General features: G+C 59.1%; 19 protein-coding genes, 2 pseudogenes and 1 other annotated feature. Of the genes and pseudogenes, 10 read left to right on the top strand and 11 right to left on the bottom strand.

Annotated elements, in window-relative coordinates:
• Nucleotides 1-19: 19 nt before the first annotated feature.
• From gltA to AB6Q56_RS04375, 7 genes are all read left to right on the top strand, one after another.
• The gene (gene gltA, locus AB6Q56_RS04345; RefSeq protein ID WP_434515914.1) at nt 20-1318 is read left to right on the top strand and encodes a citrate synthase; all 1299 of its coding nucleotides are present in this window, start codon (nt 20-22) and stop codon (nt 1316-1318) included.
• A gap of 99 nt (nt 1319-1417) precedes the next feature.
• Nucleotides 1418-4264, top strand: a complete 2847-nt coding sequence (locus AB6Q56_RS04350; protein ID WP_434515915.1) for a 2-oxoglutarate dehydrogenase E1 component — start codon at nt 1418-1420, stop codon at nt 4262-4264.
• Between the two features lie 24 nt (nt 4265-4288).
• A complete protein-coding gene (odhB, locus tag AB6Q56_RS04355; protein WP_434515916.1) occupies nt 4289-5518 on the top strand; it encodes a 2-oxoglutarate dehydrogenase complex dihydrolipoyllysine-residue succinyltransferase in 1230 nt (409 codons plus the stop codon).
• A gap of 75 nt (nt 5519-5593) precedes the next feature.
• Entirely contained in the window at nt 5594-7018 is a 1425-nt protein-coding gene (gene lpdA, locus AB6Q56_RS04360) for a dihydrolipoyl dehydrogenase (protein ID WP_434515917.1), read from the top strand.
• A 92-nt stretch (nt 7019-7110) separates the two neighbouring features.
• Complete coding sequence (gene zapE, locus AB6Q56_RS04365) at nt 7111-8229, top strand: cell division protein ZapE (protein ID WP_434515918.1); 1119 nt, start codon at nt 7111-7113, stop codon at nt 8227-8229.
• A 10-nt stretch (nt 8230-8239) separates the two neighbouring features.
• Nucleotides 8240-9046, top strand: a complete 807-nt coding sequence (locus AB6Q56_RS04370) for a hypothetical protein (protein ID WP_434515919.1) — start codon at nt 8240-8242, stop codon at nt 9044-9046.
• Nucleotides 9043-9291: a hypothetical protein gene (locus AB6Q56_RS04375; protein WP_434515920.1), complete on the top strand. Its 249-nt coding sequence runs from the start codon at nt 9043-9045 to the stop codon at nt 9289-9291. The genes AB6Q56_RS04370 and AB6Q56_RS04375 overlap by 4 nt, the downstream gene beginning before the upstream one ends.
• A gap of 306 nt (nt 9292-9597) precedes the next feature.
• On the opposite strand, the gene AB6Q56_RS04380 is transcribed toward AB6Q56_RS04375, so the two are convergent.
• The 4 genes from AB6Q56_RS04380 to AB6Q56_RS04395 all read right to left on the bottom strand — a co-directional run bounded on the left by AB6Q56_RS04380 (nt 9598) and on the right by AB6Q56_RS04395 (nt 10916).
• Complete coding sequence (locus AB6Q56_RS04380; RefSeq protein WP_434517126.1) at nt 9598-10053, bottom strand: class I SAM-dependent methyltransferase; 456 nt, start codon at nt 10051-10053, stop codon at nt 9598-9600.
• A 2-nt stretch (nt 10054-10055) separates the two neighbouring features.
• Nucleotides 10056-10202: a DUF695 domain-containing protein gene (locus tag AB6Q56_RS04385; RefSeq protein WP_434517127.1), complete on the bottom strand. Its 147-nt coding sequence runs from the start codon at nt 10200-10202 to the stop codon at nt 10056-10058.
• Nucleotides 10203-10487 carry a hypothetical protein gene (locus AB6Q56_RS04390; protein ID WP_434515921.1) on the bottom strand — a complete coding sequence of 95 codons (285 nt, stop codon included), beginning with the start codon at nt 10485-10487 and terminating at the stop codon, nt 10203-10205.
• Between the two features lie 123 nt (nt 10488-10610).
• The gene (locus AB6Q56_RS04395) at nt 10611-10916 is read right to left on the bottom strand and encodes a hypothetical protein (protein WP_434515922.1); all 306 of its coding nucleotides are present in this window, start codon (nt 10914-10916) and stop codon (nt 10611-10613) included.
• A gap of 44 nt (nt 10917-10960) precedes the next feature.
• On the opposite strand from AB6Q56_RS04395, the pseudogene AB6Q56_RS04400 reads away from it, so the two are divergent.
• Nucleotides 10961-11710 (top strand): annotated as a pseudogene (locus AB6Q56_RS04400) (IS110 family transposase); the annotation flags it as partial.
• Nucleotides 11711-11747: 37 nt separating this feature from the next.
• Here the strand turns inward: AB6Q56_RS04400 and AB6Q56_RS04405 are convergent.
• Nucleotides 11748-12979 (bottom strand): IS3 family transposase gene (locus AB6Q56_RS04405; protein ID WP_434517128.1). Its coding sequence is split into 2 segments (ribosomal slippage): nt 11748-12691 and nt 12691-12979, totalling 1233 coding nucleotides; the frame shifts between segments, so codons are not numbered across the junction.
• Nucleotides 12585-12701: a sequence feature (AL1L pseudoknot), on the bottom strand. Its footprint overlaps the gene before it by 117 nt.
• A gap of 56 nt (nt 12980-13035) precedes the next feature.
• Between AB6Q56_RS04405 and AB6Q56_RS04410 the strand changes: the two are divergent.
• Nucleotides 13036-13308 (top strand): annotated as a pseudogene (locus tag AB6Q56_RS04410) (transposase); the annotation flags it as partial.
• A 404-nt stretch (nt 13309-13712) separates the two neighbouring features.
• Here the strand turns inward: AB6Q56_RS04410 and AB6Q56_RS04415 are convergent.
• Nucleotides 13713-14180, bottom strand: a complete 468-nt coding sequence (locus AB6Q56_RS04415) for a DUF6278 family protein (RefSeq protein ID WP_434515923.1) — start codon at nt 14178-14180, stop codon at nt 13713-13715.
• A 130-nt stretch (nt 14181-14310) separates the two neighbouring features.
• On the opposite strand from AB6Q56_RS04415, the gene AB6Q56_RS04420 reads away from it, so the two are divergent.
• On the top strand, nt 14311-15336 hold the full coding sequence (locus tag AB6Q56_RS04420) for an IS110 family transposase (protein ID WP_434515924.1): 1026 nt from the start codon (nt 14311-14313) through the stop codon (nt 15334-15336).
• A gap of 414 nt (nt 15337-15750) precedes the next feature.
• Here AB6Q56_RS04420 and AB6Q56_RS04425 read toward each other — a convergent pair whose 3' ends face one another.
• The 5 genes from AB6Q56_RS04425 to AB6Q56_RS04445 form a co-directional block, all read right to left on the bottom strand.
• Nucleotides 15751-16200 (bottom strand): DUF6630 family protein, encoded by a 450-nt coding sequence (locus AB6Q56_RS04425; protein ID WP_434515925.1) that lies wholly within the window; start codon nt 16198-16200, stop codon nt 15751-15753.
• Nucleotides 16201-16335: 135 nt separating this feature from the next.
• Nucleotides 16336-16626, bottom strand: coding sequence for a hypothetical protein (locus AB6Q56_RS04430; protein ID WP_434515926.1), 291 nt, complete (start codon nt 16624-16626; stop codon nt 16336-16338).
• A 94-nt stretch (nt 16627-16720) separates the two neighbouring features.
• Nucleotides 16721-17035, bottom strand: a complete 315-nt coding sequence (locus tag AB6Q56_RS04435) for a hypothetical protein (protein WP_434515927.1) — start codon at nt 17033-17035, stop codon at nt 16721-16723.
• A gap of 71 nt (nt 17036-17106) precedes the next feature.
• Nucleotides 17107-17523 carry a hypothetical protein gene (locus tag AB6Q56_RS04440; protein WP_434515928.1) on the bottom strand — a complete coding sequence of 139 codons (417 nt, stop codon included), beginning with the start codon at nt 17521-17523 and terminating at the stop codon, nt 17107-17109.
• A 361-nt stretch (nt 17524-17884) separates the two neighbouring features.
• Entirely contained in the window at nt 17885-19033 is a 1149-nt protein-coding gene (locus AB6Q56_RS04445; protein ID WP_434515929.1) for an IS91 family transposase, read from the bottom strand.
• Between the last annotated feature and the right edge of the window lie 6 nt (nt 19034-19039).

Here is a 19039-nt window from a genome sequence, read left to right on the forward strand (position 1 = left end):
CCTGTAAAGGGAAGACACCATGACGACCGAACGCAAGGCAACTTTGACAATCGATGGACAGGCTCCCGTCGATTTCCCGATCATGTCTCCGACGCACGGCAACGACTGCGTCGATATTCGCACCCTCGGTGGCAAGACCGGTTTGTTTACCTACGACTCCGGTTTCCTCTCCACCGCCAGCTGCAAGTCCAAGGTCACCTTCATCGACGGCGACAAGGGCGAGCTGCTGTATCGCGGCTATCCAATCGAACAACTGGCTGAAAACTGCAACTTTCTCGAAGTGACCTATCTGTTGAAGAACGGCGAATTGCCGAATATCAAGCAGAAGACCGACTTCGAAACGACCATCAAGAACCACACGATGGTGCATGAACAACTGACCAAGTTCTACTCTGGTTTCCGTCGCGATGCCCACCCGATGGCCGTCATGACCGGTGTCGTTGGCGCACTGTCCGCCTTCTACCACGATGCGATGGACTTCTCGGACGCCGAGCACCGCAACGTCAGCTTCAATCGCCTGGTTGCCAAGATGCCGACCATCGTCGCCATGGCCTACAAGTACAACACCGGTGCGCCGTTCATGTATCCGGACAACGAGCTCGACTACACCGCCAACTTCATGCGCATGATGTTCGGCAACCCGTGCGAGAAGTACAAGCCGAATCCGGTTCTGGTTCGTGCGCTCGACGTCATTTTCACCCTGCACGCCGACCACGAGCAGAACGCTTCCACCTCGACCGTCCGTCTGGCCGGCTCTTCCGGCGCCAACCCGTTCGCCTGTATCGCTGCCGGTATCGCCTGCCTGTGGGGGCCGGCACACGGTGGTGCGAACGAAGCCTGCTTGCAGATGCTGGAAGAGATCGGTGATGTTTCCCGTGTTGGTGAGTACATCAACCGCGCTAAGGACAAGAACGATTCCTTCAAGCTGATGGGCTTCGGACACCGTGTCTACAAGAACTTCGACCCGCGCGCCAAGCTGATGCGCAAGGTTTGCAACGAAGTCCTGACCGAACTCGGCCTGGAAAACGATCGCCTGTTCAAGCTGGCCATGGAACTGGAAAAAATCGCCCTGGAAGACCCGTACTTTGTCGAGAAGAAGCTCTACCCGAACGTCGACTTCTACTCCGGTATCGTCCAGAAAGCCATCGGCATCCCGACCGAGATGTTCACCTGCATCTTCGCGCTGGCTCGTACCGTCGGCTGGATGACGCAGTGGGAAGAAATGTTGACCGATCCGGAATACAAGATCGGTCGTCCGCGTCAGCTGTACATCGGCGCCGCCAAGCGCGACGTGGTACCGCTCGCCCAACGCGGCTAACGAAAAAAAGGGGCGGCCTCTTGGCCGCCCTTTTTTTACCTGCGGAGATTTGTAGCGCCGCACGCAAGCAGCTACGAAAGAAAAATGACCCTAGTGGGGATGCCTATGACTACGATGAACCAACTGTTCGACAGCACGATGTTCTTCGGCGGCAATGCGCCGTTCGTGGAAGAGCTGTACGAAAACTATCTGAATGACCCGACCTCGGTTCCGGCAGAGTGGCGCGATTATTTCGATCGTCTGGCCCAGATGCCGGGCTACGTTGCCCGCGATGTCGCCCATGCGCCGGTGATTGCTGCCTTTGCCGAACTGGCGAAGGATGGCGGTTTCCGCCAGGCGGCACCGGCTTCGGCCTCGACAGAGCACAAAAAGCAGTCTGCCGTCGGCCAACTCGTGACCGCCTACCGTTCGCTCGGTACGCGTTGGGCCGATCTCGATCCGCTCAAGCGTCTGCCCCGTCCGAAGATCGACGAACTCGAGCCGGCTTTCTATGGCTTCACCGATGCCGACCTGAACCAGACCTTCAGCGTCGGCTCCCTGAAGGGCCTGCCGGAAAACGCCAAGCTGGGCGATATTCTGGAAACCCTGAAGCAAACGTACTGCGGCACCATCGGTGTCGAGTACATGTACATGACGGATTACAACGAGAAGCGTTGGTTGCAGGAGCGCCTGGAGGGTATCCGTTCGCGTCCCTCCTACAATGCCGAGCAGAAAAAGCGCATCCTGGAGCGCCTGACGGCTGCTGAAACGCTGGAGCGCTATCTGCACACCAAGTATGTCGGCCAGAAGCGCTTCTCGCTGGAAGGCGGCGAATCGCTGATCGTCTCCATGGACGAAGCCATCCGTACCGGCGGTACTCTCGGTGTCGATGAAGTCGTTGTCGGCATGGCCCACCGCGGCCGCTTGAACGTCCTGGTCAACACGCTGGGCAAGGCACCGTCGATGCTCTTCGCCGAATTCGAAGGCAAGAAGAAGAGCGATCTGTCGGCTGGCGACGTCAAGTACCATATGGGCTTCTCGTCCGACGTGTCCACTCCGGGAGGCGCCTGCCACCTGACGCTGGCTTTCAACCCGTCGCACCTCGAAATCGTCAACCCGGTGGTCGCCGGCTCCGTCTACGCCCGCCAGGTTCGTCGCGGCGAAGGCAGCAAGTCCAAGGTCATGCCGATCCTGGTGCACGGCGATGCCGCCGTTGCCGGTCAGGGCGTCAACCAGGAAATGCTCAACTTCGCGCAGACCCGCGGTTATGGCGTCGGCGGCGTGCTGCACATCGTGGTCAACAACCAGGTCGGCTTCACCACCTCCGACCCGCGTGACTATCGTTCCGGCCACTACTGCACCGACATCTTCAAGATGGTCGATGCGCCGATCTTCCACGTCAATGGCGACGATCCGGAAGCGGTTGCCCTGGTCACCCAGCTGGCTGTCGAATACCGTCAGACCTTCGGCAAGGATGTTGTCATCGACATCATCTGCTACCGCAAGCTCGGCCACAACGAGCAGGACGAGCCGATGGTCACCCAGCCGCTGATGTACAAGATCATTGCCAAGCATCCGGGTACCCGCAAGCTGTACGGCGATAAGCTGATCGCCGAAGGCACCCTGCCGGCCGAAGGTCCGGATGCGATGATCGCCGAGTATCGTGCTCACCTCGACAAGGGCGAGTTGCTGTACAACCCGGTGCTGGCCGGCTACAAGCACCCGAACACCATCGACTGGACCCCGTTCCTGACCAAGAACTACATCGAGACCTGCGACACAACGGTGCCGATGAAGGAACTGAAGCGTCTGGCCAAGGGCTTGAGCACCATTCCCGAAGGCTTCACGCTGCATTCGCGCGTCAAGAAGATCGTCGAAGATCGCGCCGCCATGGGCGAGGGCAAGCTGCCGGTCGATTGGGGCATGGCTGAGAACCTGGCCTACGCTTCGCTGCTGGTTTCCGGCTACGGCGTGCGCATCTCCGGTGAAGACGTCGGTCGCGGTACCTTCTTCCACCGCCATGCCGCTTTCCACGACCAGAACCGCACGAGCTGGGATACCGGTACCTATCATCCGCTGAAGAACCTGCAAGAAAAGCAGGCCGGCTTCCAGTGCTACGACTCGGTTCTTTCCGAAGAAGCCGTGCTTGCCTTCGATTACGGCTACGCTTCGGCCAACCCGTATGAGTTGGTGATCTGGGAAGGGCAGTTCGGCGACTTCGCCAACGGCGCCCAGGTTGTCATCGACCAGTTCATTGCCTCCGGCGAGGCCAAGTGGGGCCGTGCCTGCGGTCTGGTCATGTTGCTGCCGCACGGCTACGAAGGCCAGGGGCCGGAGCACTCCTCCGCCCGTCCGGAACGTTTCATGCAACTGTGTGCCGAGATGAACATGGAAGTCTGCGTGCCGACCTCGGCTGCCCAGGTCTTCCACATGCTGCGCCGCCAGGCCGTCCGCATGCAGCGCAAGCCGCTGATCGTCATGTCGCCGAAGTCGCTGCTGCGTCACAAGGATGCCAGCTCTTCCCTGGAAGAACTGGCCAATGGCGAATTCAAGCGGGTCATCGGTGAAGTCGACGATCTGGACCCGAAGAAGGTCAAGCGCGTCATCCTCTGCTCGGGCAAGGTCTATTACGATCTGGTCAACGCCCGTCGCGAAAAGGGTATCAAGGACATTGCCATCGTCCGTCTGGAACAGCTCTATCCGTTCCCGAAAGATTCCCTGCAAGCCGAGCTCGCCAGGTATCCGAAGGCTACCGAGATCGTCTGGGCGCAGGAAGAACCGCGCAACCAGGGCGCCTGGTACTGGATCGCCTCGCGTCACCACCTCGACACCCAGCTGGGCGCCAAGCAGAAGATGCTGCTGGTATCGCGTCCGGCTTCTTCGTCGCCGGCGGTGGGTTACCTGGCCAAGCACAACGAGCAACAAAAGGCTTTGATCGAGTCCGCGCTGGGCAAGATCGAGTACTAAAACTACAGCAGAGTGGAGTCATACATGAGCATTATCGAAGTTCAAGTTCCCCAGTTGTCCGAGTCCGTCGCCGAAGGCACGCTGGCTTCCTGGAAGAAGAAAATCGGCGAAGCTGTTGCGCGCGATGAAATCCTGATCGATATCGAGACCGACAAGGTTGTGCTGGAAGTCCCGTCCCCGGGTGCCGGTGTGCTGGTCGAGATCGTCAAGGGCGATGGAGAGACCGTTGTTTCCGGCGAACTGATCGCCCGCATCGATACCGAAGCCAAGGCCGGTGCCGCCGCTCCGGCTGCCGAGGCGCCGAAGGCCGCTGCTGCTCCCGCTGCCAAGGCTGCCCCGGCCGCCGCTGCTCCGGCTGGTACCGCCAGCCCGTCGGCCCGCAAGATCCTAGACGAGAAGGGCATTGCCGCCGCTGATGTCGCTGGTTCCGGCCGCGGTGGTCGCGTCACTAAGGAAGACGCCGTTGCCGCCGCGCCGAAGGCCATTCCGGCTATCGCTGCCGCCCCGGCTGCTGTGTCGATCGCCGCACCGAATACCGGTGTTGCGCTTGGCGAGCGTACCGAACAGCGCGTCCCCATGACCCGCCTGCGTGCCCGTATTGCCGAGCGTCTGCTGCAATCCCAGCAGACCAACGCCATCCTGACCACGTTCAACGAAGTGAACATGGGCCCGATGATGGCGCTGCGCAAGCAATACGGCGAGAAGTTCGAGAAGACCCACGGCGTCCGCCTGGGCTTCATGGGCTTCTTCGTCAAGGCCGCCTGCGCCGCCCTGCAGAAGTTCCCGATCCTGAACGCCTCGGTTGATGGCAACGACATCATCTACCACGGCTACATCGACATCGGTATCGCCGTCGGTTCGCCGCGCGGCCTGGTCGTGCCGATCATCCGTAACGCCGACCAGCTGAGCATCGCCGAGATCGAAAAGAAGATCGCCGAATTCGGCGCCAAGGCCAAGGACGGCAAGCTGTCGATCGAAGAACTGACCGGCGGCACCTTCTCCATCTCCAACGGCGGCATCTTCGGTTCCATGATGTCCACCCCGATCATCAACCCGCCGCAGTCGGCCATTCTGGGCATCCACGCCACGAAGGACCGCGCCATGGTTGAGAACGGTCAAGTCGTCGTCCGTCCGATGAACTATCTGGCCATGTCCTACGATCACCGCATCATCGACGGCCGCGAAGCCGTCCTCGGTCTGGTGACCATGAAGGAAGCGCTGGAAGATCCGTCCCGCCTGCTGCTCGGCGTCTAATTGACGCATGCCGGCGCCAGTGTCCCCACAAGGGCGCTGGCGCTTTTGCACATCTGAATTCTGAAAGGTTTACACATGTCCAAGCAATTTGACGTGCTCGTTATCGGCGGCGGTCCTGGCGGCTACATCGCGGCCATTCGCGCTTCCCAGCTCGGTTTCTCGGCTGCTTGTGCCGAATCCAATCCCTACGCCGACCCGAAGGGCGAACCGCGTCTCGGCGGTACCTGCCTGAACGTCGGTTGTATCCCGTCCAAGGCGCTGCTGCACACCTCGCACCTGTTCGAGGAAGCCAACCACAGCTTCGAAGCCCAGGGCATCAAGGTCGGCAAGGCGACCATCGACGTGCCGACCATGAAGGCACGCAAGGATGGCGTGGTCAATCAACTGACCGGCGGCATCAAGATGCTGCTCAAGAAGAACAAGGTTACCTTCCTGGCTGGCCACGGTTCTTTTGTCGGCAAGGAAGGCGATTACTGGAAGGTCAAGGTCGGCGCCGAGGAAGTGCTGGCGAAGCAGGTCATTGTCGCCACCGGCTCCAAGGCCCGTCACCTGCCGAACGTTGCAGTCGACCAGAAGATCGTCATGGACAACGAAGGCGCGCTGAATCAGGAATCCGTGCCCAAGAAGTTGGCCATCATCGGTGCCGGCGTCATCGGTCTGGAAATGGGTTCGGTCTGGCGTCGTGTCGGCGCCGAAGTCACCGTGCTCGAAGCCATGCCGGACTTCCTGGCCGCCGCTGACGTCGATGTCGCCAAGGAAGCACTCAAGCTGTTCACCAAGCAAGGTCTGAACATCCAGATGGGTGTCAAGATCGGCGACATCAAGACGAGCAAGAAGGGTGTTTCGATCGCTTACGAAGACAAGGACGGCAAGGCGCAGAAGCTGGATCCCGACCGCCTGATCGTTTCTATCGGCCGCGTGCCGAATACCGATGGCCTGAATGCCGAAGGCGTCGGCCTCAAGCTCGATGCCCGCGGCTTCGTCGAAGTCGATGGCCACTGCCAGACCAACCTGCCGGGCGTCTGGGCCATTGGCGACGTCGTGCGCGGCCCGATGCTGGCCCACAAGGCTCACGAAGAAGGCGTCATGGTTGCCGAGCTGATGGCTGGCCAGGCCGGTCACTGCAACTTCGACACCATTCCTTGGGTCATCTACACCTCGCCGGAAATTGCCTGGGTCGGCAAGACCGAGCAGGCCCTCAAGGCCGAGGGCGTTGCCTACAAGGCTGGCAAGGTTCCCTTCCTGGCCAACGGCCGCGCGCTGGGCATGGGCGATCCGTCTGGTTTCGTCAAGGTGCTGGCTGATAAGGCAACCGACCGTATCCTCGGCGTGCACATCATCGGTGCCAACGCTTCCGAAATCATCGCCGAGGCTGTTGTCGCGATGGAATTCGGCGGTGCCTCGGAAGATCTGGCCCGCATCTGCCACGCGCACCCGACCCTGTCGGAAACCGTGCATGAAGCCGCACTGGCCTGCGACAAGCGCACGCTGAACTTCTGATCGCCAAATAGGCGCTTCAAAGGCGGGTTGCGGCAACGCACCCGCCTTTTTCTTTGGCAAAATACGCTATTCCCCATCTCAGATTCCCGGAAATGCCGCATAAGAAACTCAACGTCGCCGCCCAGGGCATGCTCGACGCGTACAAGGCCCTGCTCGATGCCCGAGGCTACATTGCCGATGCGGCCCAGATGACGGCGGCCACCGCGCTTCAGGCGCTGTACACCAACCTCCTTGCCTTCAAGGTCGACCGGAGCAGTACCTTCAAGCGTCTGCTGTCGCCGCCCAAACCGCCCAAGGGCGTCTATTTCTGGGGCGGAGTGGGGCGTGGCAAGAGCTTCCTGATGGACTGTTTCTACGATTCCGTTCCCTATCGCCGCAAGAAGCGCATTCACTTCCATGCCTTCATGCAGCAGATTCATCGCGATCTCGACAAATACAAGGGTGAAGCCGATCCGATGCTCAAGGTTGCCGAACAGGTCGCCAAGGAGGTCCGGCTGCTCTGCTTTGACGAATTCCACGTCTCCGACATCGCCGATGCCATGATCCTCGGGCGCTTGATGAACGGCCTGTTCGCCCATGGCGTGATCGTCGTCATGACCTCCAACTACCCGCCGGACATGCTGTACCCTAACGGCCTGCACCGCGAAAGCTTCCTGCCCACCATCGCCCTGCTCAACAAGAACCTCGACGTTTTCGAGGTCGAGGCCGGGATCGACTATCGCTTGCGCGCACTGGAGCAAGTCGAGATCTACCACCACCCCGCCGATGATGCTGCCGAAAAGAAGATGCTCGAATACTTCAAGATGGTGGCTGGTGAGGAAGGCAAGAAGGGCGGCCACATCGAAGTGCTTGGCCGCAACATCGACACGGTACGTCGCGGCCATGGCGTCATCTGGTTCGACTTCAAGACCCTGTGCGGTGGGCCGCGCTCGCAGAACGACTATCTCGAAATCTCGCGCAGCTACCATACTGTGCTGCTCTCGCACATTCCCCGGATGACCCAGCATCAGGCTTCGGAAGCACGACGCTTCACCTGGCTGGTTGATGTCTTCTACGACCACAAGGTCAAGCTCATCGCTACCGCAGACTGCGCGGCCGATGCGTTATACACAGAGGGCACCCAGGCCGGGGAATTCAAGCGCACCGTCAGCCGTCTAACCGAGATGAACTCCAAGGAATATCTGGCATTGCCACATATCCCGTCCGAATGAGGAAACGCCCGTGAAAACGATGCTGAAATGCCTGCTTGCCGGCCTCATGGCCCTCTGGATCGGCATCGCTGCCGCGCAGCAAATGGAAATCATCCAGCTGCGCAGCAAGACGGCCGACGAAGTCATCCCGGCACTGCTGCCGCTGCTTGAACCCAGTGGCACCTTGACCGGCATGAACGACCAACTCTTCCTCAAGGCCTCACCCCGGAATCGTGACGAGATCAAGCGGGCGCTCGCCGCCATGGACCGTCCGAGTCGTCGCCTCATTATCCGCATCGCACAGAACCGCCAAGCCGAAGACAGTGCCCGTGGCGGCGAGGTCAGCGGGCAGGTCACACTGGGCGGTACCCGTCGCAGCAATGTCGGTGCCACGGTGTGGGACACCAAGAGCGTGCGTGGCGAGAGCGCCTCGCAGATGGTCCAGACCGTCGAAGGCGGCCGCGCCTACATCCAGGTGGGTCGCTCGTTGGCGGTACCCATGCGCCAGATCGTCGTCGGTCCGGGCGGAACCTATGTTCAGGAAGGTTCGGTCTATCGCGACATCGGCAGCGGCTTCTACGCCACACCGCGCATCAATGGCCAGCGCGTCACCCTGGAAATCACCCAGCAAGCAGAAAACTTTGATCCCGCCTACGGCCGAGGGGGCGTCAGTTCGCAGCGCCTCGCCACCACCGTTTCCGGCACCCTCGGCGAGTGGATCGAGCTTGGCGGCAGCGGCCGGCAAGCCGCCGGCCAGCAGGGTGGTGCCTTCAGCGTGGGCACCAGCGATGCCCGTGACAATCGCTCCATCTGGTTGAAAGTAGAGGAAGCAGAATGACCGAAGAAATTATCCGCAAGCCGCGCCACATCGGGCACAAGATCGCCCTGGTCGGCGCCGCGATCTGCGCACTGATGATGATCCCCGCCATCATTGCCTTCGGCTGGTTCTTCTTCACCCGTGGCATGGCTGACACCTGGACGCCCAGCATGGCAGCAGCCGTCTTCTTCTTTGGTTGCTGCGCTGGAGTCCTGCACGCCACCAGCGTGCCGCAGCCCCTGCTGCCGCCTGATAGCGAAGCCTGATATCTGCCGTCAATGTCAATTAGTTGATAGCACAGGCTTCGGCTCAAGTAAAAGCTGTACCGATTGCCCCAATTCAAAACACTTCGAGATCACACCATGACTTTTTCATGAAAAGCATGGTGTGGGGTACGTTTTGCGTACCGGGTAGCACAGGTGTGTAACGTCGTAGCCCCCCGAAGCAGATGGCGGCAACTACATTGCAATACGAGCAATTGGGCCGCTGTTTTGGTGGTCAACGAACAAGGTGAATCGGCAACTGCAGGAGCCCACCGTAAAGGCTGTGAAGCGACCAGCTTGAACAGCGGGTTAGATGGCGGCGCACGGCAACTCGCGAAGAGGATTGCCTCCATCAATGAAAAGTCGTCCGTTTGGCGCCAATGCCGCATAGATTCTCGGGAGTGCAACGAGTCCGGCTTTAGGGTGCCGCCCATCAAGTGCGCCGACGCGGAGTGCAAAGGCCAGATCGAATCGGGGTTCGTTGGGGCGCAGAGAGAAATCTTCTATTGAGGACAATAAAAAGGAGATTTGCCCTGATCTGATTTGTGCCTGCGAGGCGGCAGTCGCTAGCCTGATGGCGGCGGCAGATCGGTCAATCCCGAGAACGCAGACATCAGGCCATTGTCGGATGATTTCCCTTGCCGCCACGCCCGAGCCACATCCGATTTCGAGCACGCGCATACCGTTTTCCAAAGGCAAAGCCGCCACCGCAGCAAAGATACGTTGGGATACATTGGCTGCATGGGTAGCATGAATAGCCGGCATCTTCACTCGCGCACTCCCTTTCGTAAGCGCTCATAGGACGACCACTCGGGATCGCGGCCTGCGTACACTTCGATGGGGAAGCGCGGTTGGCCAGCGAGCGCCTTGTTTAGCGTCGCAAGGAATTCCTGCTCCGTTCTGGCATAGAAGATTCATTCGCGGAGGTTTTCGCCAGTGGATACCAACGCAAGTACGCTTACGCCTGATTTTTCCACCAGCGGCTCAAGAAGCTCTTCCATTCGGTCCATGGCTTCGCGCTCCTTTAGCACTGGCATGCCTGAGTCGGAGTTGTACTTCCAAACCACAATGACTCGATCAGGAAAGGTGGATTTCTTGAAGCCGTCGCGAAATTCCCTGGCGTACCGGAAAATAATTGCGCGCCCCGTGCCTTCTTGCTTGGAAGTGGCAGTGGCCCAAGATGCAATTTCTCCTGACATGACAGGCGCACCAGAAAGCGTGAGAGCGGCCAGGAGGAGTAAGCGCCTCATGTGACGGCTAGCGAACAAGGTAAGCGGCCCGCAGAATGCGGGTCCGCTTGAGCGAAGGGTTAGACACTGCGTTCACACACCCTTTTTCGCCTTGGCGAAGCGTTCCGCTCGCTTTTTTTCGGCAGCCCCTTCCCACACCAGTCCCAAGCCGACAGAGGCAATAACAAGCGCAAGACCAAATGCCCCGGAGAACCATGGAAGAGTGGCGGCGAGAAAAACAGCTAAAACGGTCGTGCCGACTACTGACAAACCGAGACGCCAGTGAAACACCAGCAGCATAACCAAGTCGATCAGTGCATCCATGGTATGGCTAACGAATGAAAGGGACTTCCCCGTCCCGAAGTAGCGGCGGAAGCCGCCGGCAGGGTGAGCTGCCATGATTGAGTTTCCACACTGAATCATTTGCACGAAAGGGGAAGTCCATGAATATTGTCACCGTAGGCATCGATCTCGCCAAGAATGTATTCGCTTTGCATGGCGTTGACCAGAGTGGCAAGGCGGTTTTCATCAAGCCCAAGGTGGCTCGCGGCCAATTGCTCGAAATGGTCGCCCACCTGCCGCCCTGCCTGATCGGCATGGAAGCCTGTTCCGGCGCCCACCACTGGGCAAGGGAATTCAGCCGCTACGGCCACACCGTGAAGTTGATGGCCCCGAAGTTCGTGGCGCCGTACCGGATGAGCGGCAAGCGTGGCAAGAACGACGCCGCCGATGCCGCTGCCATCTGCGAAGCCGTCACCCGGCCCAACATGCGCTTTGTCCCGGTCAAGGACCTCGATCAGCAAGCCATCCTCTGCCTGCACCGCACCCGGCAAGGTTTCATCGAAGAACGCACCGCGCTCTACAACCGCCTGCGCGGCCTGATCAGCGAGTTCGGCATTGTTCTGCCGCAGAAAGTCGAACGCCTGCGCCGGGAAATCGGCGCCCACCTTGAAGCTCTCCCCGGCTGGGCCAATCGTTGCGTCGGCGACCTGCTCGTACACGCTGACCGCCTCAATGAACGCATCGAAGAATACGACCGGGCCATTGCTGAAGCCGCCCGCCAGGACGCCAGAAGTCGGCAACTCATGCAACTCCCCGGCATCGGTCCGACCACAGCCAGTGCGCTGGTCGCCAGTCTCGGTGGTGGGCATGACTTCAAGAACGGCCGGCAACTCGCCGCCTGGGCCGGGCTGGTGTGAATCGCCCCGGGTTTCGTAGAGGCTCCGAGGTTTAAGTGCAGGCGGTCGTTGCCTGCACAAGGGATTGTGAATAGTACCGTTCCTCCGCCTCGGCGGGCGGGATGTTTCCGATGGGCTCGAGGAGTCGAGTGTGATTGAACCAAGTCACCCAAGTCAGGGTGGCCAGCTCCAGGGACTCGATGGTTTTCCAGGGGCCCCGGTGATAAACCAATTCGGCTTTGTAGAGGCCGTTGATGGTTTCAGCCAGGGCATTATCGTAAGAGTCGCCTTTGCTGCCGACAGAGGGCTCGATGCCTGCTTCGGCCAGCCGCTCGGTGTAGCGGATGGAAACGTACTGGCTTCCCCTGTCTGAGTGATGAATCAGTGCCCCGTCACGCTTGGGCTGTCGGTCATACAGCGCCTGCTCAAGCGCATCGAGGACAAAATCGGTACGCATTGACCTGCTGACACGCCAGCCGACGATACGACGAGCGAAGACATCAATCACAAAGGCGACATAGACAAATCCCTGCCAAGTAGAGACATACGTAAAATCAGAGACCCACAGTTGGTTCGGGCGCTCGGCCTTGAACTGGCGATTCACCCGATCCAGCGGGCAAGGCGTACGGGTGTCGCTGAAGGTCGTTTGCATGATCTTGCCGCGCCTGACGCCTTCCAGGCCAAGATGCTTCATCAGCCGTTCGACCGTGCAACGCGCCACGGGCGTTCCCTCACGGAGCAATTGCCGCCAAACCTTGCGGACACCATAGACTTGGAAATTGGCCTGCCAAACCCGTTGAATCTGAGGAATCAGCAATTCATCCCGTTGCGCCCTGGCGCTCCGCAGGGAAGGATTGCGTTGCCGGGCAGCGTGACGCCAATAGCCAGACGGGGCAACCTGCAATAGCTTGCAGAGCGGCTCGACCCCATATGTCTCCCGGTGCCGGTCAATAAATGTCCTCACTTCTTCTTGAGGCGGTCGAGCTCCGCCTGCGCGAAAAACGCACTGGCTAGCCGCAGAATTTCGTTGGCCTGACGGAGCTCCTTGTTCTCCCGCTCCAAGGCTTTCATACGCTCACGCTCATCGGTGGTTATCCCATCGCGCCGGCCCGTATCCACTTCATGTCGCTTGACCCAGTCATGCAACGTCTGGGCTGCGCAACCAATCTTCGGGGCTATCGATTCAATGGCTGCCCATTGCGACGGATGTTCTTTGCGGGCTTCTTGTACCAGCCTCACCGCACGTTCTCTGACTTCAGGGGAATATCTGTTTGATTTGCTCATCATGGCTCCATTCTCTCAGGTAATGGAGCCTCCTCAATTCCCGGGGCGATTCAGTGCCCGGTCAATACAGCAGTGGCGGCAAAGCCCGGCTGGGCAGGATCACCAAGGCCGGTGATGCCTACCTGCGCAGCCTGCTCGTTATGGGTGCCCGCGCCGTTCTTGCCGGACTCGGCGAGAAGCAGGACCGGTTCAGTCGTTGGGCCAGAAACCTGGTTGAACGACGCGGCTACTGGAAAGCGGCGGTCGCCATCGCCGCCAAGAACCTGCGGCTGGCCTGGGCGATATTGCACTACGGCGAGGATTATCGACCAATCGAAGAAACTGCCTGAACAGCAAAAGCGTCGATAGAAAAACAGGAAAGGAATCACCGGCTGATCGCTGGCAGCCCAAGCCCAGCGAAGCACTGCCACGTTGATGTGAAGCGGGTTGGACCCGCGCGGGGAGCGCCTGATTAGCTCCAGGAGAGGAAGTCACTCTCGGCTAACGAATGAGGCCCCCGCGCGCGTCTTTCATCAGGGTCCGGGCAAACGCCCAAGATGACCGGTTGTAGTACCGCAGTCCTTCACCTTCTCTCTCACCGATACGGCAGGGTTCGATGAACAGATATTGAACAGGATCAGGAATGAAACGTTAAAACTTCAGAACGCTTGCAGAGAATGGGGAAGCCCTTGTAGGCAGCTAACGTTGGACTTCAGCGGCTGCCCGCTTGCGGGCAGTCCGCTGGAAGGACTTGTTAGCGGTTTTTGTCTTTGATGACATTGTAAAAATGGACAACGCTATCTTCCTCACCGTTGATAAGTAATTTATGAACTTTACCGATAGGGTTCCAAAAGACACCATCTCTTGTGGAAATGCCCATGGCTGTTAGACCTGCAGCTTGAACTTCTTTTGGCGGTTGAGACCACTCACTGCCTTTAATGTTTCTGACAATGACCTCGCCAACATAGGCCCCAAGAATAAATAGAATTCCTTTCACTTCTTCTGGATTGGTTCCGCCTCGACGAATACCGAGCACAATTTTATCGATGTCTTTCAGGCTGTTAGGCGAATAGTCGAGGACGGTGCCGTCAACTTTTTTTGCTGTTTCGACTGCCTGATTTGCTGCGAATGCGGCTTGCTCGGCAAGTTTGGATGCGGCTGAGGCCGAAACAGTAAGCGATGCAATACCGACAGTCGCCAATAATTTCTTCCAGAAACTCATGCGCTCTCCTTGTGACCGCTAACGAATGAAAGGGACTTCCCCGTCCCGAAGTAGCGGCGGAAGCCGCCGGCAGGGTGAGCTGCCATGATTGAGTTTCCACACTGAATCATTTGCACGAAAGGGGAAGTCCATGAATATTGTCACCGTAGGCATCGATCTCGCCAAGAATGTATTCGCTTTGCATGGCGTTGACCAGAGTGGCAAGGCGGTTTTCATCAAGCCCAAGGTGGCTCGCGGCCAATTGCTCGAAATGGTCGCCCACCTGCCGCCCTGCCTGATCGGCATGGAAGCCTGTTCCGGCGCCCACCACTGGGCAAGGGAATTCAGCCGCTACGGCCACACCGTGAAGTTGATGGCCCCGAAGTTCGTGGCGCCGTACCGGATGAGCGGCAAGCGTGGCAAGAACGACGCCGCCGATGCCGCTGCCATCTGCGAAGCCGTCACCCGGCCCAACATGCGCTTTGTCCCGGTCAAGGACCTCGATCAGCAAGCCATCCTCTGCCTGCACCGCACCCGGCAAGGTTTCATCGAAGAACGCACCGCGCTCTACAACCGCCTGCGCGGCCTGATCAGCGAGTTCGGCATTGTTCTGCCGCAGAAAGTCGAACGCCTGCGCCGGGAAATCGGCGCCCACCTTGAAGCTCTCCCCGGCTGGGCCAATCGTTGCGTCGGCGACCTGCTCGTACACGCTGACCGCCTCAATGAACGCATCGAAGAATACGACCGGGCCATTGCTGAAGCCGCCCGCCAGGACGCCAGAAGTCGGCAACTCATGCAACTCCCCGGCATCGGTCCGACCACAGCCAGTGCGCTGGTCGCCAGTCTCGGTGGTGGGCATGACTTCAAGAACGGCCGGCAACTCGCCGCCTGGGCCGGGCTGGTGCCCGGTCAATACAGCAGTGGCGGCAAAGCCCGGCTGGGCAGGATCACCAAGGCCGGTGATGCCTACCTGCGCAGCCTGCTCGTTATGGGTGCCCGCGCCGTTCTTGCCGGACTCGGCGAGAAGCAGGACCGGTTCAGTCGTTGGGCCAGAAACCTGGTTGAACGACGCGGCTACTGGAAAGCGGCGGTCGCCATCGCCGCCAAGAACCTGCGGCTGGCCTGGGCGATATTGCACTACGGCGAGGATTATCGACCAATCGAAGAAACTGCCTGAACAGCAAAAGCGTCGATAGAAAAACAGGAAAGGAATCACCGGCTGATCGCTGGCAGCCCAAGCCCAGCGAAGCACTGCCACGTTGATGTGAAGCGGGTTGGACCCGCGCGGGGAGCGCCTGATTAGCTCCAGGAGAGGAAGTCACTCTCGGCTAACGAATGAGGCCCCCGCGCGCGTCTTTCATCAGGGTCCGGGCAAACGCCCAAGATGACCGGTTGTAGTACCGCAGTCCTTCACCTTCTCTCTCACCGATACGGCAGGGTTCGATGAACAGATATTGAACAGGATCAGGAATGAAACGTTAAAACTTCAGAACGCTTGCAGAGAATGGGGAAGCCCTTGTAGTTGAAGCTCACCGGACGGCGGGCAGCGAAGCTGGCCGACGGTCCGGTGGAGCGGGTTGTTGGGCATTTGTCAGATAGTCCAGTGTTTATTGGTACGATCGAACGCTTCGACCAGCTGAGGCGGTACCAGAAAGATAAAGTAGGAATCACCAAAAGTTTCCACGATTCGGAGCGCCCTCAGCGGCGGCTGAAGTAGTTCCGTGAGTTGACGCGGCACCTCATAAATCCGCTGTTTCGCCAATTTTGCCGGTACCTTCGTTAGCGCATCGCGCTCTTGGTCAGATAGGCACTCTAGGTTTTCCAGAATGTCTTCAAGAGATGCTCTCCAATCAACCTCGGCTCCATGTCGCCCATCAATGCTCTCAAACAATAGTCGTTCACTTTCCTCATTAGATGCACTTTTCATGCGCTCGAGGAGAATTGCATCAGCGCCAAACAACTGAGCCGTTCCAACGAGATGAGCTTTTGTGCCTTCGGCGGCGCGGCCAAAAGAGCGTTTTAACCAGCTAACGAATGGCATATGCCTCCCAGAGACGCCCAACGTTGTAAATCACCGGACGCAGGCAAGCGCAGCTTGCCGGAGGTCCGGTGGATTGGAATGTTAGGCGACGAGCTTGCAGGGCCGCTACGATTGCTTGCAGCCTGACGGTTCTGGTCAAGACTCGACATTACGCGCACTCGATTGATGCCACACGAGTTCAAACTCAGCTGCACTGATCTCTTCGAATTCAGGATCTTGAACATCAACAGTTTGATCGGTGAGGAAGCCATATTCATCCTCATTTTGCTCGGCGCCATACCGTAGTAAAACGCCGGAATCGTATTGTTCAATCTGCCGAAGTGCGGAGCCATCAGGTTCCACTTCAAAATACCACCACGACTTGCCCCAGGCATCGTATTGATCGCCTCGGGATTCATTCCAGCGACGCTTCAGATAGAGAGACATTTTCGTTGCCTAACGTGAAGGTGAGGGGCGACGGGCCGGCATCGCCGGCACGGCGTCCCAGCGGCGAAGCCGCGCCTCGACCGTAGTGTTAGGGCTAGTTGCCATAGCCACTGACCCAACCCTTTGCTTCGAGTGCGGATATGTCACCGTTTGCGAGTAATTTCCAAAGTTTCAGCGCTTCCTCGGCTGGGATGATTTTCATATGCCATGGACCTGCGCCAGTTTCAACATTCTCGAAGATGATGGTGTGAGACGCCCCGTAGGAAAGTGCCCATCCCTCTTCGTGGTTTAGCGATACGTCTGGATGCTCGGAGTCGTTAGTGCTGACAGACGCCAGCAACTCTCGCATTTTGTTTTCATCGGGGCGTTGAATTGATGCGCCCATTCGGTCATAAGCGAAGTACGACATGAGAGCCCTAACGTTGAAAATCACCGGACGCAGGCAAGCGCAGCTTGCCGGAGGTCCGGTGGATTGTGATGTTAGCCATGTTTTTTTGCCTGTATGTAATGAGCAGCTAGGCGAATTGCCAAAAGTAAAAACGCCGGAACAGCGCAATGGAACAGAACAATCCACCCGTAGCTGAAAAGTGCATTAGCAATTAGGTAGGTGTTCTGGTGAATTGGGTTTAATGCATATGCGGCTATAGCGAATAGCGGAGCGACAAATACCGAAGCAGCGACGTTTTGAGCTGCGCGTTGCAGTGATGTCGATGCCAAGGCAGCCGGTATCAGGCAAAGCAGTGTCAGATAGGCGGGAGCATTAATGGGGCTTGGTAGGAGTTTCGCCCACTCGGGGAGATAAACAGTCTTTGAGAAATTGAAGATGTCAGCCCATATGACCATGGCAGCCGACAACAGAGCCAGACTTGTCAGCGTGGATATACGATCACGGTTCATGATGGGATGAATTGAATGGCTAACGAATAGCGTTTATCCGCCGACGCGGACGAGGTTGAAGAGGGCAGGAAGTCATATCGGCGGATAAACCTCGTTGGACTGGACCGCCGGATGGGCGGTGGCTATGGGGATTGTAAGGAGAGGGTGCTCGAAGTCAATCGAATGGCATGAAACAGGCCGGCGAGTTTGGCTGGTACAAGCTTCGCTGCCCTTGCTGCAAGTCGATTCAGCGAGCACGATGCGACCGGAAGTTGGCTGCCTCCCTGCGCAATCGTCACAGGGCGAATAGCGGGACGAAACCTTCCGTGAATGGTCGGGCCATCCAGGGAAGAAACCCGTTGCTGCTGTTTGCCGCTGGGTTTCATGGGGGGCCACGAGCCGGACACCTGGGCAGCGGCAAGAGCGAGGCGGTAACCTGAAACTGTCCGCCGCAATGCGCACAGCACATCGACGCCAGGAGAGCCACCCGGCGCAGGAATGCGGCCACCGACTCGATAACCGCCGCTTCCGGCGGCGGCACGGCCAGCGCGCTACGCGCTGCCGCCAGCCCAACCTTCTTTCGTGCTGGCGAGAGCAAGCCATAATGCCGGATACGCTTGAAACCGCCGGGCAAGACATGCAGCAAAAAGCGGGCGATGAACTCGTCACCCGGCAAGCGGACAATCCGCTTCTTGCCTTGTGCGTCGGCCCGCACCCGAAACGCCACATGACCGTTGGCGATACCGACGATACGCTCATTGGAAATCGCCACCCGGTGCGTGTAACGCCCCAGGTACGCCAGCACGGCTTGCGGTCCGCCCAGCGGTTGCTTGGCATAGACCACCCAGTCGTGGGCGTAGAGGGCCTGTTTGAGGCATTGCCAAGCGAAGGAATCAAGAAAGTCGGGCAGGCGGTTCTGTCGGCGCAAGTCGTCGAGCCCGGCCATGAACTTCCCCCGAAAAACCTTCGACAGCGCCCGAACCGGAAACAGAAAGCCCTTCTTCGGACGAATCCATTCCCCGGAATCGGACAGAGCACCACTGGCCACCAGTGCATGCACATGGACATGCCGCCCGAGATCCTGTTGCCAGGTATGCAAGACCAGCGAGAAAGCCGGCATCCCACCCAGATGGCGCGGGCTGCCGGCAAATTCGGTGAGCGTTGCCGAGGCGGCGGCAAACAGGGTTTCGTAAAGCCGGCGGGGTGCAGCACCGATCAGCCCATTGAGCGCATGCGGCAGGGTGAACACCAGATGGAAATACGGCACCGGAAGTACCTCGCGTCGCCGCGCGGCCAGCCAGGCTTCCTTGGCCCGTGTCTGACAGCGCGGGCAATGCCGGTTGCGGCAGGAATGATAGACGTGCCGGCTCGTCCCGCAATTTGTGCAGGATTCGACGTGCCCGCCCAGCGCCGCCGTGCGGCAGGCGAGAATGGCCCGCCAGACCTTGGCCGCCCCACGCGGCAAGGCATGGTTGGCGAGATAGGCCGGACCGAAGGTGGTGAGCGCCTCGGCCAGGCCGGCCGGGGTCACGGCACC

Source organism: Dechloromonas sp. ARDL1 (assembly GCF_051122455.1).
Lineage (GTDB): Bacteria > Pseudomonadota > Gammaproteobacteria > Burkholderiales > Rhodocyclaceae > Azonexus.

Bases quoted from the DNA above. Each gene is read 5' to 3' on its own strand.
- odhB (WP_434515916.1), top strand. From the start codon at position 4,289: ATGAGCATTATCGAAGTTCAAGTTCCCCAGTTGTCCGAGTCCGTCGCC.
- lpdA (WP_434515917.1), top strand. From the start codon at position 5,594: ATGTCCAAGCAATTTGACGTGCTCGTTATCGGCGGCGGTCCTGGCGGC.
- zapE (WP_434515918.1), top strand. From the start codon at position 7,111: ATGCCGCATAAGAAACTCAACGTCGCCGCCCAGGGCATGCTCGACGCG.
- AB6Q56_RS04380 (WP_434517126.1), bottom strand. From the start codon at position 10,053: ATGCCGGCTATTCATGCTACCCATGCAGCCAATGTATCCCAACGTATC.
- AB6Q56_RS04350 (WP_434515915.1), top strand. From the start codon at position 1,418: ATGCCTATGACTACGATGAACCAACTGTTCGACAGCACGATGTTCTTC.
- AB6Q56_RS04440 (WP_434515928.1), bottom strand. From the start codon at position 17,523: ATGAACCGTGATCGTATATCCACGCTGACAAGTCTGGCTCTGTTGTCG.
- AB6Q56_RS04420 (WP_434515924.1), top strand. From the start codon at position 14,311: ATGAATATTGTCACCGTAGGCATCGATCTCGCCAAGAATGTATTCGCT.
- AB6Q56_RS04395 (WP_434515922.1), bottom strand. From the start codon at position 10,916: ATGGCAGCTCACCCTGCCGGCGGCTTCCGCCGCTACTTCGGGACGGGG.
- AB6Q56_RS04375 (WP_434515920.1), top strand. From the start codon at position 9,043: ATGACCGAAGAAATTATCCGCAAGCCGCGCCACATCGGGCACAAGATC.
- AB6Q56_RS04435 (WP_434515927.1), bottom strand. From the start codon at position 17,035: ATGTCGTACTTCGCTTATGACCGAATGGGCGCATCAATTCAACGCCCC.
- AB6Q56_RS04415 (WP_434515923.1), bottom strand. From the start codon at position 14,180: ATGAGTTTCTGGAAGAAATTATTGGCGACTGTCGGTATTGCATCGCTT.
- AB6Q56_RS04430 (WP_434515926.1), bottom strand. From the start codon at position 16,626: ATGTCTCTCTATCTGAAGCGTCGCTGGAATGAATCCCGAGGCGATCAA.
- gltA (WP_434515914.1), top strand. From the start codon at position 20: ATGACGACCGAACGCAAGGCAACTTTGACAATCGATGGACAGGCTCCC.
- AB6Q56_RS04390 (WP_434515921.1), bottom strand. From the start codon at position 10,487: ATGTCAGGAGAAATTGCATCTTGGGCCACTGCCACTTCCAAGCAAGAA.
- AB6Q56_RS04425 (WP_434515925.1), bottom strand. From the start codon at position 16,200: ATGCCATTCGTTAGCTGGTTAAAACGCTCTTTTGGCCGCGCCGCCGAA.